Source organism: Guyparkeria sp. SB14A (genome assembly GCF_005096345.1).
Classification (GTDB): domain Bacteria; phylum Pseudomonadota; class Gammaproteobacteria; order Halothiobacillales; family Halothiobacillaceae; genus Guyparkeria; species Guyparkeria hydrothermalis.
Genome location: NZ_SWAW01000018.1, coordinates 30758 through 43700 on the forward strand (window position 1 = coordinate 30758; position 12943 = coordinate 43700).

The 12943-nt window shown below is 68.2% G+C and carries 13 protein-coding genes; 12 read left to right on the plus strand and 1 reads right to left on the minus strand.

Annotated features, from left to right (window positions below):
* The first annotated feature begins 370 nt into the window (after positions 1 to 370).
* From queA to secF, 5 genes are all read left to right on the plus strand, one after another.
* The gene (queA, locus tag FAZ79_RS08070) at positions 371 to 1450 is read left to right on the plus strand and encodes a tRNA preQ1(34) S-adenosylmethionine ribosyltransferase-isomerase QueA (protein ID WP_136867466.1); all 1080 of its coding nucleotides are present in this window, start codon (positions 371 to 373) and stop codon (positions 1448 to 1450) included.
* A complete protein-coding gene (gene tgt, locus FAZ79_RS08075; RefSeq protein WP_136867467.1) occupies positions 1447 to 2592 on the plus strand; it encodes a tRNA guanosine(34) transglycosylase Tgt in 1146 nt (381 codons plus the stop codon). The genes queA and tgt overlap by 4 nt, the downstream gene beginning before the upstream one ends.
* A gap of 371 nt (positions 2593 to 2963) precedes the next feature.
* A complete protein-coding gene (yajC, locus tag FAZ79_RS08080) occupies positions 2964 to 3299 on the plus strand; it encodes a preprotein translocase subunit YajC (RefSeq protein WP_136867468.1) in 336 nt (111 codons plus the stop codon).
* A gap of 125 nt (positions 3300 to 3424) precedes the next feature.
* Positions 3425 to 5290, plus strand: coding sequence for a protein translocase subunit SecD (secD, locus tag FAZ79_RS08085; RefSeq protein ID WP_136867469.1), 1866 nt, complete (start codon positions 3425 to 3427; stop codon positions 5288 to 5290).
* 40 nt (positions 5291 to 5330) lie between these two features.
* Positions 5331 to 6275 (plus strand): protein translocase subunit SecF, encoded by a 945-nt coding sequence (secF, locus tag FAZ79_RS08090; RefSeq protein WP_136867470.1) that lies wholly within the window; start codon positions 5331 to 5333, stop codon positions 6273 to 6275.
* An 81-nt stretch (positions 6276 to 6356) separates the two neighbouring features.
* On the opposite strand, the gene FAZ79_RS08095 is transcribed toward secF, so the two are convergent.
* Positions 6357 to 7181: an inositol monophosphatase family protein gene (locus tag FAZ79_RS08095; protein ID WP_247709528.1), complete on the minus strand. Its 825-nt coding sequence runs from the start codon at positions 7179 to 7181 to the stop codon at positions 6357 to 6359.
* A gap of 174 nt (positions 7182 to 7355) precedes the next feature.
* Between FAZ79_RS08095 and FAZ79_RS08100 the strand changes: the two genes are divergently transcribed.
* From FAZ79_RS08100 to FAZ79_RS08130, 7 genes are all read left to right on the plus strand, one after another.
* Positions 7356 to 8174: an RNA methyltransferase gene (locus tag FAZ79_RS08100; RefSeq protein ID WP_136867471.1), complete on the plus strand. Its 819-nt coding sequence runs from the start codon at positions 7356 to 7358 to the stop codon at positions 8172 to 8174.
* A 24-nt stretch (positions 8175 to 8198) separates the two neighbouring features.
* Entirely contained in the window at positions 8199 to 9035 is an 837-nt protein-coding gene (cysE, locus tag FAZ79_RS08105) for a serine O-acetyltransferase (protein ID WP_136867472.1), read from the plus strand.
* A 126-nt stretch (positions 9036 to 9161) separates the two neighbouring features.
* Positions 9162 to 9662, plus strand: coding sequence for an Rrf2 family transcriptional regulator (locus FAZ79_RS08110; RefSeq protein ID WP_136867473.1), 501 nt, complete (start codon positions 9162 to 9164; stop codon positions 9660 to 9662).
* Between the two features lie 189 nt (positions 9663 to 9851).
* Positions 9852 to 10277, plus strand: a complete 426-nt coding sequence (gene ndk / locus FAZ79_RS08115; protein ID WP_136867474.1) for a nucleoside-diphosphate kinase — start codon at positions 9852 to 9854, stop codon at positions 10275 to 10277.
* Between the two features lie 40 nt (positions 10278 to 10317).
* Positions 10318 to 11448: a 23S rRNA (adenine(2503)-C(2))-methyltransferase RlmN gene (gene rlmN / locus FAZ79_RS08120; protein ID WP_136867475.1), complete on the plus strand. Its 1131-nt coding sequence runs from the start codon at positions 10318 to 10320 to the stop codon at positions 11446 to 11448.
* On the plus strand, positions 11445 to 12224 hold the full coding sequence (gene pilW, locus FAZ79_RS08125) for a type IV pilus biogenesis/stability protein PilW (RefSeq protein WP_136867476.1): 780 nt from the start codon (positions 11445 to 11447) through the stop codon (positions 12222 to 12224). The genes rlmN and pilW overlap by 4 nt, the downstream gene beginning before the upstream one ends.
* On the plus strand, positions 12221 to 12943 hold a 723-nt coding region (locus FAZ79_RS08130), incomplete at its 3' end, for a helix-turn-helix domain-containing protein (protein WP_136867477.1). The genes pilW and FAZ79_RS08130, both read left to right, overlap by 4 nt.

Genomic DNA, 12943 nt, shown 5'->3' on the forward strand with positions numbered 1-12943 from the left:
AGCAACAGGACCGGCAACGGATTTGCCCTCGTCTTAGGGATAAGCACTCGCCACACCGGACCCAGGGATCGGGACCCACGACTCCGCGCAGGGACAACGCGCCGCATCCATGCCGCAAGGCAGGATTGTTTCCCGGCCAGGACGGCCCTTCTCCTTTTTCCTTCGTCCTCGACGAACCAACCCGATTTATTCGCAGCCACCCTCCGATCGATTCGGAACCGGGTGTTTTTCGCGTGCGCGTGTTTCTCCGGATCGCGGCAGGTGAGCCCTTCGGCGACGGCCGGCCGTCGCGCTTCACGTGCCACGCAAGGCAGGAGGCCTCTGCGCCCCGGTGGCCTGTCTTCGCGCGCCGGGGTAGACTGCGCCGGCCATGAAGCTCGACGCCTTTGATTACCACCTGCCTCCCGAACGGATCGCCGCCCGCCCGGCCGAGCCGCGCGAGTCGGCGCGCCTGCTGGTGCTGCCCGCGCAGGGCGAATTCGAGCACCGGGCCATCAATGACCTTCCCGACCTGATCGAACCCGGTGATCTCCTGATCCTGAACGATACCCGCGTGATCCCCGCACGGGCCTACGGCCACAAGGCCTCGGGGGGCAAGGTGGAATTCCTGCTCGAGCGCCTGCTGGATGCCGACCGGGCGCTGTGTCACATCAAGAGCAGTCGCTCGCCGAAGGTCGGGGCGACCCTTTACATGCAGGGTGGGGCCACGCTCGAGGTGGTCGGCCGTGCTGGCGCGCTGTTCGAGCTGGAGCTGCGCGAGTCGGCCACGCCGGGCGGTCTGCTCGGCTGGCTGGAGGCGCACGGCCACATGCCGCTGCCCACCTACATCGAGCGCGCGGACGACGACCAGGACCGCCACGACTACCAGACGGTGTTTGCCCGCCGCGAAGGGGCGGTCGCCGCGCCCACGGCCGGCCTGCACCTGACCGAGGCGCTGCTCGAGCGTCTGCGGGACAAGGGCGTCGAGACCACTTTCGTCACCCTGCACGTGGGCGCGGGCACCTTCCAGCCGGTGCGCAGCGAGACCATCGAGGCGCACGAGATGCATCGCGAGTGGACCGAGGTGCCGGAGACCGCGGTCGAGGCCGTGGCCGCCGCACGGCGGCGTGGCGGTCGCGTGATCGCCATCGGCACCACCGCCGTGCGGGCGATCGAGACGGCCGCCCGCGCGCACCCCGAACGGGCGACGCAGGGCGAGATCGGCCCGTTCGTCGGCGACACCCAGTTGTTCCTGTACCCGGGCCAGCCCCTGCGCGTGATCGACGCGATGCTGACCAATTTCCACCTGCCGCGCTCGACGCTCCTGATGCTGGTCTCGGCTTTCGCCGGCCGCGAACGGGTGCTCGCCGCCTACCACGAGGCCATCGAGCGCGGCTACCGCTTCTACTCCTTCGGCGATGCCATGTTCATCGAGGCGTGCGCCGGCATCGAGGCCGCAGAGACCGCATGAAGTTCGACCTGCACGACTGCACACTCGCCAAGACCGAGGCCGAGCGACTCGCCGGGCCGCGGCGTGGCCAGATCCGCTTCGCGCGTGGCGTGATCGACACCCCTGCGTTCATGCCCGTGGGCACCTACGGCACGGTCAAGGCGGTCACGCCCGAGGAATTGATCGACCTGGGCGCGCAGATCGTGCTCGGCAATACCTTCCACCTGATGCTGCGCCCGGGCACCGAGATCATCCGCCTCCACGGCGACCTGCACGATTTCATGCACTGGGAGCGGCCGATCCTGACCGACTCGGGCGGCTTCCAGGTGTTCTCGCTGGCCGACATGCGCAAGATCACGGAGGAAGGGGTGCGCTTCGCCTCGCCGGTCAACGGCGACCCGGTGATGCTCACCCCCGAGTCCTCGATGCAGGTGCAGCACGAGCTCGGTTCGGATATCCAGATGATCTTCGACGAATGCACGCCCTACCCGGCCACGCCCGAGGTGGCGGGTGCCTCGATGCGCCTGTCGCTGCGCTGGGCGGCGCGCTCGAAGGTCGCCTTCGAGGCGTTGAAGCCCGAGGGCTCGGACCGGGCGCTGTTCGGCATCGTCCAGGGTGGCATGCACGAGGCCCTGCGGCGCGAATCGGCCGCCGGGCTGGTCGAGCTGGGCTTCGACGGCTACGCCGTGGGTGGCCTGTCGGTGGGCGAGCCGCTCGCCGAGCGCAACGCGGTGCTCGAGGTGACCCTGCCCGAGCTGCCGGGTGATCGGCCGCGTTACCTGATGGGCGTGGGCAAGCCCGAGGACCTGGTCGAGTCGGTCGCCCGCGGCATCGACATGTTCGACTGCGTCATGCCCACCCGCAATGCGCGCAACGGCCACCTGTTCACCCGCTACGGCGACGTGCGCCTGAAGAATGCCCGCTACGCCACCGACGTGGCCCCGCTCGACGCCGACTGCGACTGCTACACCTGCCGGCACTACTCGCGTGCCTACCTCAAGCACCTGCACAAGGCACGCGAGGTGCTGGGCGCGCGGCTGTGCACCATCCACAACCTGCATTACTACCAGGTGCTGATGGCCGAGATGCGCGCGGCGATCGAGGCCGACGCTTTCGAGGCGTTCCGGACGCGCTTCTATGCCGAGCGCGAACGCGGCGTCTGAGTGTGTCTGGCCGTGCGTACCGAGATTGCGCGGGCTTGTGGCATACTCCGGGGCTTTAGGAAACTCTGCACGATTCGATGACGTCTCTGCGGGACCTCCAAGGGTCCAGCTGCAAGGCGCAGTCCGCCGTGAAGGGCCGTCGCCCTTTACAAGGGCTGCAACGCCGCGGATGGGCCCTTGGAGGCCCGCCCGGAAGGGGCTCGCGGGTTTGTCCGCACTCGGCGTTGCCGTCCCTCGACGGGCAATGACCCCGTCTTCGGTCCGGCGCCTTGATTGCGGACAAACCCGCGAACCAGAGATGCCATCGAATCGTGCAGAGTTTCCTTTAGAAAACCATCTAGACGACACGAAAACCGGGAGCAACCACCACGATGTTCTTTATCAGCGATGCCATGGCCCAGGCGGAAGGGGCCGGTGAGCCGAGCCTGCTGGCGACCTTCCTGCCGCTGCTGCTCATCTTTGCCGTCATGTACTTCCTGCTGATCCGCCCGCAGATCAAGCGTCAGAAGGAACACAAGAAGCTGGTCGAGGCGATCGAGAAGGGCGACGAGGTGGCAACCTCCGGTGGCCTGCTGGGCCGGGTAATCAACGTCGGCGACACCCTCCTGGTGCTGGAGATCGCCGACGGCACCACCGTGGTCGTGCAGCGTTTCGCCGTCACCACCGTGATGCCCAAGGGCACCATCAAGGACGCGCGCGAGGCCTGATCCTCGCCACCGTATCAAGGGCTCGCCACGGCGGGCCCTCTCGTTTATCCGCCCGCCGGCCAGGGATGCGTGTCGGCGGGCCGCGCCCCGCTCCACGGGGCGTTTTCCACGCGAAGGCCTAGAAGATGAACCGCTACCCCCTGTGGAAGAATCTGATCGTCGTCGTTGTCGTGCTGGTGGGGTTGTTCTACGCCCTGCCGAACTTCTTCGGCGAAGAGCCGGCCCTGCAGATCTCCAAGCGCGACGGCAGCATGGAGCAGGTCGCCCTGTCCGAGGCGCAGAGCGCCCTGCGGGCGGCCGGTATCGAGTACGGCCGCTCGGAGATCCAGGGCGATTCCGGCCTGATCCGCTTCAACTCCACGGATGACCAGCTCGAGGCGGTCGACGTGGTGCGTGCCGCCCTGGGCGGCGACTACCCCGTCGCCCTCAACCTCGCCCCGGCCGCCCCGACCTGGCTGACCGACCTCGGCGCGCTGCCGATGTACCTCGGCCTCGACCTGCGTGGCGGCGTGCACTTCCTGATGCAGGTGGACATGGGCGCGGCGATCAAGACCGCGCTCGAGCGTCGTGTCGACGGCATGCGGGCGGACCTGCGCGGCGAGCGCCTGCGCTACGTCTCCGCCGAGGTCACCGACGAGCAGCGCATCCAGGTGCGGTTCCGCGACGCCGAGTCGCGCGACCAGGCCATCGAGCAGTTGACGGAAGGCTACGAGGATCTCGAGTTCGATTCGACCGAGATCGACGGCGAGCCCTACCTGACGGCGACGATGACCGAGGAAGGCGTCGAGACCGAGCGCCGCGCCGCCCTCGAGCAGAACATCACCACGCTGCGCAACCGCGTCAACGAGCTGGGCGTGGCCGAGCCGCTGATCCAGCAGCAGGGCGACAGCCGCATCGTGGTCGAGCTGCCGGGTATCCAGGACACCGTGCGCGCCAAGGAAATCCTCGGCGCGACCGCCACCCTGGAATTCCGGCTCGTCCACGGTTCGCCCGCCGACTGGGTCGACGCCGACGAGTCCGGCAGCATTCCACCGCAGGCGCGGCTCTACCAGCGTCGCGATGGCGGCCCGGTGCTCCTGAAGCGCCAGGTGATCGTCACGGGCGACCGCGTCACCGGGGCGTCCTCGGGCTTCGATCAGGATTCGGGCTCGCCGGCGGTGTTCGTCAACCTCGACAGCCAGGGTGCACGGCGCATGGCCGACATCACCGGCGACAACATCGGCCAGCAGATGGGCGTGGTGTTCATCGAGAACCGCATCGATACCCAGGTTGACGAGAACGGCAAGCTGATCGAGGAGAAGAAGCTGGTCGAGGAGGTGATCAACGTCGCCACGATTCGTGACCAGCTGGCCAACCGCTTCCAGATCACCGGGCTCGATTCCTCCGAGGAGGCGCGCAACCTCTCGCTGCTGCTGCGCGCCGGTGCCCTGCGCGCCCCGATGGACATCGTCGAGGAGCGCACCGTCGGCCCGAGCCTGGGGGCCGAGAACATCCAGGCGGGCGTCAATGCCGCGATCCTGGGCTTCGTGCTGGTCGCGATCTTCATGATGATCTACTACCGCGTGTTCGGCGTGATCGCCGTGGTCGCGCTGGTCACCAACCTGGTGCTGATCGTCGCGGTGCTCTCGATGCTGCAGGCCACGCTCACCCTGCCGGGCATCGCGGGTATCGTGCTGACCGTGGGCATGGCGGTGGACGCCAACGTGCTGATCTTCGAACGCATCCGCGAGGAGCTCAGGAACGGCATGACGCCGCACGCGGCGATGAAGGCCGGCTACGAGCGGGCCTTCGCCACCATCCTCGACGCCAACATCACCACCCTGCTGGCCGCGCTCGCGCTGTTCGCCTTCGGTACCGGGCCGATCAAGGGCTTCGCGGTGACGCTGTCGATCGGCATCCTGGCCTCGGTGTTCACTGCGGTGATGCTGTCGCGCGCGCTGGCCAACCTGGTCTACGGCCGCCAGGCGCGCCTGAAGGGACTTTCCATCTGAGCCGGTCACGTGCCGGCATTCGAATCAGACGAGTGACACCATGAACCTGTTCCCATCCGACGCGCGATTCGACTTCTTCGGCAAGCGCTACTTCGCCTACGCCCTGTCGGCGATCCTGCTGCTGGTGGCCGCCGGCTCGCTGGCGACCAAGGGCCTGAACCTGGGCCTCGACTTCACCGGCGGCGTGGTGATCGAGCTCGGCTACCCGGGCGGGGCGGACATCGACGCCGTGCGCGAGACGCTCGACGCCAAGGGCTTCGAGAACGCCGTCGCGCAGCTGTTCGGCTCCTCGGAGTCGGTGATGATCCGCCTGCCGCCGACCGACGACAGCCACAGCCGGCTGGCGGACGAACTGCTGATCGCGATGCAGTCCGAGACCGCCGACGTGGAGATGCGCCGGGTCGAGTACGTCGGCCCCGCGGTAGGCAAGGAGCTGTTCAATGCCGGCGGTCTCGCGCTGCTGGTGGTGCTGGCCGGCATCCTCGTCTACGTCGGCTTTCGCTTCCAGGTGCGGCTGGCCGGCGGCGCGATCCTCGCGCTGGCGCATGACCTCGTCGTGGTGCTGGGCATTGTCAGCCTGCTGGGGCTGCGCTTCGACCTGACCGTGCTGGCCGCCTTCCTGGCGCTGGCGGGTTATTCGATCAACGACACCATCGTCGTGTTCGACCGCATCCGCGAGAACTTCCAGAAGATGCGCAAGGGCACCGAGAAGGAGGTGATGAACGCCTCGGTCAACCAGACCATGTCGCGCACGGTGATCACCTCGGGCACCACCTTCCTCACGGCCCTGGCACTGTTCGTCTTCGGCGGCGAGGCCCTGTCCGGCTTTTCGCTGACCCTGCTGCTGGGCATCGCGATCGGGACGTTCTCCTCGATCTACGTCGCCTCGGCGGTGTCCCTGGACATGGGGCTCAAGCGCCAGGACCTGCTCAAGATCGACGACAAGGAACGGCTCAAGCAGGCCGAGGACAGCAATACGCCCTGATGGCAGGCGTCGAGCCGACAGCAAAAAGCCCGCATTGACTGCGGGCTTTTTCGTTTTCGGGTTGCGGGCAGGGCTTAGGTGTCAGCCGGTCTCGGGTCGCGACACGGAACGCCAGGCCTGCTCGCCCTTGCTGATGGCCTGGAGCATGGCGTGGACCAGCTTGGGGTTGGCGCAGATGACGTTGCCACTGGCGAGGTAGTCGTCGCCGCCCTGGTTGTCGATGACGACCCCGCCGGCCTCGCGGACCAGCAGCACGCCGGCGGCCATGTCCCAGGGCTTGAGACCGAATTCCCAGAAGCCGTCGAACCGGCCCGCGGCCACGTACGCCAGATCCAGGGCGGCCGAACCGGGGCGGCGGATGCCCGCGATCGGACCGTGCAGCGCGCGCAGGGTCGCGATGTAGCGCTCGAGGTTCTGGTCGTCGCGGAACGGAATCCCGGTGCCCAGCAGTGCGCCGTCGAGGCCCTTGCGCGGCGCGACGCGGATGCGCCGGTTGTCGAGGAAGGCGCCGGCGCCGCGTTCGGCCGTGAACAGCTCCTGGTTGACCGGGTTGTAGATCACCCCGAGCTCCAGGCGGCCCTGGCGTTCCAGCGCGATGGAGACCGCGTAGTGGCCGATGCCGTGCAGGAAGTTGGTGGTGCCGTCGAGCGGATCGATGATCCAGCGGTACTCGGCGTTCTCCCGTCCGCCTGCGCCGGTTTCCTCGGCAAGGATGCCGTGGTCCGGGTAGGCGCGCAGGAGCGTGTCGATAATCGCCGCCTCGGCCTGATGATCGACCTCGCTGACGAAGTCGTTGCGCTTTTTCGACTCGATGGTGAGATCGGTGACGCGGTCGTGGCTGCGGGAAATGATGCTGCCGGCGGCGCGGGCGGCGCGCACGGCGATATTGAGCATGGGGTGCGGCATAATGGTCTGGTCGGCTCGACGAGCGAATGGTGGATGACGGGCCGTGACAGGCGGTTTGCTCGCTGCCGTTGGCGCGTCCGGGCCGGTCGATCGGACCGTGATGCCCGGTCGGGGCGCTGATGTGCCCCGTTCCTCGGATCCGGAATTATACGCGTAAACGTCCCCGTGTCAGCCATGCCGCAACCGTCCCCTCCCGCCGCCACCCCGTCCCGCGCCCGGTTTCTCGACCGGATCGAGGTCGTGCTTTGCCAGACCTCGATGGCCGAGAACATCGGCGCTGCCGCGCGGGCGATGAAGACCATGGGCCTGTCGCGACTGGTGCTGGTCGCGCCGCGAGTCGACCGCGCGGCCATCGACGACAGGGCCCGGGCGGTGGCCACGCACGCCGCCGACCTGCTCGATGCCGCGCGTATCGTCGACTCGGTCGACCAAGCCGTCGCCGACTCGGTCGCCGTCTGGGCGACCAGTGCCCGCGTGCGCAGTCTCGCGCTGCCGCTGCTCGACGGGCGGGCCGCGGCGGCCGAGATCGTCCAGCGGGCCGGCTCGCTGGACGAGGGCTCGAACGAACGGATCAGCATCCTGTTCGGCGCCGAGCGCACCGGCCTGACCAACGAGGAGCTCGGCGTGGCCGATCACCTGCTGGCCCTGCACGCCAATCCCGACTACCCGGTGCTCAACCTCGCCCAGGCGGTCCAGCTGGTGGCCTACGAGCTGTTCCATGCCGCGCAGACCCCCGAGCCGTCCGAGGCCGGCGGCGACCCCCCGGCCCCCCGGGGCGAGCTTGCTACACTCTGCGCTCGCCTGGAGGGCGCGCTGGCCGAACGCGGCTACTTCCCGGGCAACGAGCCGGCCGAGACGGCGCGGCACGCACGCCGCCTGATGCAGCGCATCGGCGTCATGCTCAACCGGGCTGAGCCGCGACGCGACGAGTTGCAGATCCTGCAAGGCATGCTGACCGCGCTCTCCCGGGAGCGGCGCGACGGGGCGGATTGACCGATAGATTGCGGAGCTGAGTCCATGGGATGGTGGAAAACGATACTCGATGACGTCGACAGCGTGTTCGACCGCGACCCGGCGGCGCGCAGCCGCTGGGAGATCGCGTTGACCTATCCCGGCCTGCACGCGGTCTGGTGGCATCGCGTCGCCCATGCCCTGTGGCGGCGCAACTGGCGCCTGCTGGCGCGGCTGATCTCGAACGTCAGTCGCTGGCTGACCGGCATCGAGATCCACCCGGGCGCCCGGATCGGGCGACGGTTTTTCATCGATCACGGCATGGGCGTGGTGATCGGCGAGACGGCCGAGATTGGCGACGACTGCACCCTGTATCACGGCGTCACGCTGGGCGGTACCACCTGGCGGGAGGGCAAGCGTCACCCGACGCTGGGTGCCGGCGTGGTGGTCGGGGCCGGGGCGAAGATCCTCGGGCCAATCACCCTCGGCGAGGGCGTGCGGGTCGGCTCGAATGCCGTGGTGCTCAAGGACGCACCCGACGGGGCGACCCTGGTGGGCATCCCGGCGCGGGTGGTCGAGCAGCGCGCCGAGCAGAGCGAGACCAAGCGACGCGTCGCCCAGCGACTGGGCTTCGATGCCTACGGCGTGGCCCGCGACATGCCCGACCCGGTGGCGACCGTGGTCGACCGTCTGCTTGACCACGTCCAGGCCGTCGACGGCCAGCTCGACGAGATGGCCGATGCCTTGCGCTCGCTCGGCGTGGATGTGTCCCGACCCAGTCGACCGAGCCTGGATGGCTGCCACCTGGACGAGGAGGACGGTGTCGCCGGCTGCGGCCGCGCGCCGACCGGCGAGAAGCCCCCCGAGAACACCGCGGAGAACACAACCGGGGCGCGGGACTGACCGGGTGCATCGCGGACCATATACAGCGCCCGGTCGCCGGACTATCATGGGCCACTATCCCCGAGAAGACTGCTCGGGTTTCAGTCGTTTGGGGCGGCCCGGACTGGGGCTGCCGGGAGGTTTGCAATGAGGCTGACGACCAAGGGCCGCTATGCCGTCACGGCCATGCTGGACCTGGCCATCCATGATCGTGGCCAGCCGACCGCGCTGGCCGACATCGCCGAACGACAGTCGTTGTCGCTCTCCTATCTCGAACAGCTGTTCGCCCAGCTGCGGCGTGGTCAGCTGGTCAGTAGCGTGCGTGGCCCGGGTGGGGGTTACCAGCTGGCCCGCGAGCCGTCGCGGATCAACATCGCCGAGATCATCCACGCCGTCGACGAGGTGGTCGACGTCACCCGTTGCGGCGGCAAGGGTAACTGCCAGGGCGGCGGCAAGTGCATCGCGCACGACCTGTGGATGGGCCTGTCGGCCCAGATCCAGGGGTTCCTCGAGTCCATCTCGCTGGCCGACCTGGTGGAGCAGCCCGACGTGCTCGACGTCTCCGCCCGCCAGGACGACCGGCTGCAAGCGGCCCGGGACGAGCGCTCGGAGGCCGTCGCGGCCGGCATGCGGGGCGTCGGGCCCTGATCGAATGCCCTGACGAACGGTGTGGGTAAATCATTCCCACACGCTTCGCGTGGATTGTTTTCCGGTGAATCGTTAAACTGTTGCGCTTTGCGGCCGCTCGCCCCCCGGTGAGCGGCAGCTACCTGTTTCCCTTTTCTTTTTCACGTTTCACCGGGGTGGGTCGATCCCGCCCGATCAGGAGAGAATTTCATGGCCGTAGAACGCACCCTTTCGATCATCAAGCCCGACGCCGTTGCCAAGAACGTGATCGGTCAGATCATCTCGCGCTTCGAGGACGCCGGTCTGTCGGTGGTCGGTGCGCGCATGCTGCAACTGACCCGCGAGCAGGCCGAGGGCTTCTACGCGGTGCACAAGGAGCGTCCGTTCTTCGGCGAGCTGGTCGACTTCATGATCTCCGGCCCGGTGTTCGTCCAGGTACTCGAGGGCGAGGACGCCATCGCCAAGAACCGTGACCTGATGGGCGCGACCAACCCGAAGGAAGCCGATCCGGGCACCATCCGCGCCGACTTCGCCGAGTCGATCGACGCCAACGCGGTTCACGGCTCGGACAGTGCCGAGAACGCGCGCACCGAGATCGATTTCTTCTTCAAGTCCGACGAGCTCTGCAGCCGCTGAGTGCTGACGGCGACTCGGGCTAACTAGTACGGTGGCCTGAATGACCTCGACCGACGAACGCATCAACCTGCTGGGCCTCTCGCCCAGCCGCCTGCGTGCCTGGTTCGCCGAGATGGGCGAGAAGCCCTTCCGCGCCAACCAGGTGCTCAAGTGGGTGCATCAGCGGCGGGTCGACGACTTCGACGCGATGACCGATCTCGCCAAGAGCCTGCGCGAGCGGCTCAAGGAAGTCGCCTGCATCCAGGCCCCCGAGATCCTGCTCGACCAGGAATCGAAGGACGGGACGCGCAAGTTTCTCGTCGACACGGGCGGCGGCAACTCCGTGGAGATGGTCTACATCCCCGAGGACGACCGCGCGACCCTCTGCATTTCCTCCCAGGTGGGCTGCTCGCTCACCTGCACCTTCTGTTCGACCGGCCGACAGGGCTTCAACCGCAACCTGTCGACCGCCGAGATCGTCGGTCAGCTCTGGCTGGCCGAACGGTTGATCGAGCGTCGCCTGCCGACCGGCAAGGCGATCAGCAACGTGGTCTTCATGGGCATGGGCGAGCCGCTGTTGAACGAGCAGGCGGTGGTCGATGCCGCCGAGCTGATGCTCGACGACCACGCCTACGGGCTTTCCAAGCGCCGCGTGACCATCTCGACCTCCGGCATCGTGCCGGCCATCGACCGGCTGGGCGAACGCCTGCCGATCTCGCTGGCGATCTCGCTGCACGCGCCCAACGACGCGCTGCGTGACGAGCTGGTGCCGATCAACGAGAAGTACCCGCTCGATCAGCTGATGGCCGCCTGCGACCGCTACGCGAAGGTCGTGCCGCACGGGGCGATCATCTACGAGTACGTGATGATCCAGGGCGTCAACGACACCCCCGAGCACGCCGACGAACTGATCGCGCTGCTCGGCCCGCGCAAGGACGCGGTCAAGGTCAACCTGATTCCCTTCAACCCCTTCGAGGGCTCCGGTTACGAGCGTTCCTCGCGCAACCGCATCGAGCGGTTCCGGGCGCAACTCAAGGCCGTGGGGATCAACACCGTGCCGCGCAAGACGCGCGGTGACGACATCGACGCCGCCTGCGGGCAGCTCGCCGGCAAGGTCGCCGACAAGTCCCGGCGCAAGGACCGGCTGGCACAGATGGGGCTGGATCGTGGCGTCGTGGAGGTGACCCGATGAGCCGCCTGCTGACGCTTTGCGCCGTCATCCTCGTGGGGCTGAGCGGCTGCGCCACCACCGGCATGCAGGGGGGTGACGGTGACTCGATCGAGCGCCACGTGGGCGAGAATCGCCAGGCCGCCGAGATCAACACCGAGCTGGCCGCCGGCTACATGCGCGAGGGCGAGCTCAAGGTCGCGATGGAGAAGATCAAGCGGGCGATCCGATTCGACAGCGGTTACGCCCCGGCCCACCACGTCCATGCCCTGCTGCTCCAGCGCCTGGGCGAGACGGACGAGGCCGGCGATGCCTTCGCCCGCGCCGTGCGCCTCGATGGCGACAACTCCGACCTGGCCAACAACTACGGTGGCTTTTTGTGCTCTCAGGGTGATTACGAGCGTGCCCAGGCGATGTTCCGCCGCGCCTACGACGACCCCCTCTACGAGACCCCGGAATACGCCCTGGTCAACTCCGGGCGCTGCTATCAGCAGGCCGGTGACCAGGCCCAGGCGCTGGCCCAGTTCCGCCGCGCCCTGGACGAGGGCGCGCGCCAGCCGAGCGCGTTGCTGGGCGTTGCCCAGGCCCTGCTCGAGACCGGTGAGGCGGACGAGGCCGCCGAGGCGATGCGTCGTTACGAGTCGCGTCACCGGCACACGGCCCGCTCGCTCGGGGTGGCGATCGCGATCGATCGCGCCGTGGGTGACGAGCAAGCATTGAAGAATCACCGCCTGATCCTGCGCGGCCGCTTCCCGGATTCGCCCGAGGCACAGGCACTGGAACAGGGAGGCAGTCGATGAGCGAGCAGGAGCGGCGTGAACCCGCGGTCGGAGCGACGACCGGCGAGACCGACGAGGCGATCACCCTCGGCCAGGAGGCCTCCGGCCCCACGGTCGGCGAACGAATTCGGAAGGGGCGCGAGGCCGCCGGCCTGAGCGCGGCCGACCTCGCTCAGCCGCTCAACCTCGACCTCAAGGTGATCGAGCTCATCGAGCGAGATCAGCTCGACGCCGTCCCCGGCCGGCCCTACATCCTGGCCTACCTGCGTACCTGGGCCGGTCAGCTCGACCTCGACGGTGACGAGCTGATCGCCCAGTACAACGCCCAGCACGCCCCGGACAACGGCGGCGTGCAGGGGGGCATCCACCCGACGCTCGACGTGATGGAACCCAAGGGCGGCGGCCTGGGCCGTCGTCTGCTGGGCTGGGTCGGCATCTTGGTCGTCATCGCGATCGTGGTGCTGGCCCTGTCGCGCCTGGATGCCGACCGCGTCCAGGCCTGGTGGGCCGACCTGAGCGGCGCGAACAGCGAATCGCCCGCCGATACCGCTACCGAGTCGCCGTCTGCCGAGGATGCCGATGCGTCAGACTCGCGGCCGGCCATCGAGGGTGCCCTCGACGAGCCGCCCGCGCCCCCGACCGCCGAGCAGGCTGCCGCAAGCCAGGACGAGGGCTCGACCGCCACGCTGGCGCTGCCCGGTGAGCGGCTGGCCGCGATCGATACCGCGACCCGGAGCGAG

Bases quoted from the DNA above. Each gene is read 5' to 3' on its own strand.
- FAZ79_RS08095 (WP_247709528.1), bottom strand. From the start codon at position 7,181: ATGCCGCACCCCATGCTCAATATCGCCGTGCGCGCCGCCCGCGCCGCC.
- ndk (WP_136867474.1), top strand. From the start codon at position 9,852: ATGGCCGTAGAACGCACCCTTTCGATCATCAAGCCCGACGCCGTTGCC.
- secF (WP_136867470.1), top strand. From the start codon at position 5,331: ATGAACCTGTTCCCATCCGACGCGCGATTCGACTTCTTCGGCAAGCGC.
- queA (WP_136867466.1), top strand. From the start codon at position 371: ATGAAGCTCGACGCCTTTGATTACCACCTGCCTCCCGAACGGATCGCC.
- secD (WP_136867469.1), top strand. From the start codon at position 3,425: ATGAACCGCTACCCCCTGTGGAAGAATCTGATCGTCGTCGTTGTCGTG.
- pilW (WP_136867476.1), top strand. From the start codon at position 11,445: ATGAGCCGCCTGCTGACGCTTTGCGCCGTCATCCTCGTGGGGCTGAGC.
- tgt (WP_136867467.1), top strand. From the start codon at position 1,447: ATGAAGTTCGACCTGCACGACTGCACACTCGCCAAGACCGAGGCCGAG.
- rlmN (WP_136867475.1), top strand. From the start codon at position 10,318: ATGACCTCGACCGACGAACGCATCAACCTGCTGGGCCTCTCGCCCAGC.
- FAZ79_RS08100 (WP_136867471.1), top strand. From the start codon at position 7,356: ATGCCGCAACCGTCCCCTCCCGCCGCCACCCCGTCCCGCGCCCGGTTT.
- cysE (WP_136867472.1), top strand. From the start codon at position 8,199: ATGGGATGGTGGAAAACGATACTCGATGACGTCGACAGCGTGTTCGAC.
- yajC (WP_136867468.1), top strand. From the start codon at position 2,964: ATGTTCTTTATCAGCGATGCCATGGCCCAGGCGGAAGGGGCCGGTGAG.
- FAZ79_RS08110 (WP_136867473.1), top strand. From the start codon at position 9,162: ATGAGGCTGACGACCAAGGGCCGCTATGCCGTCACGGCCATGCTGGAC.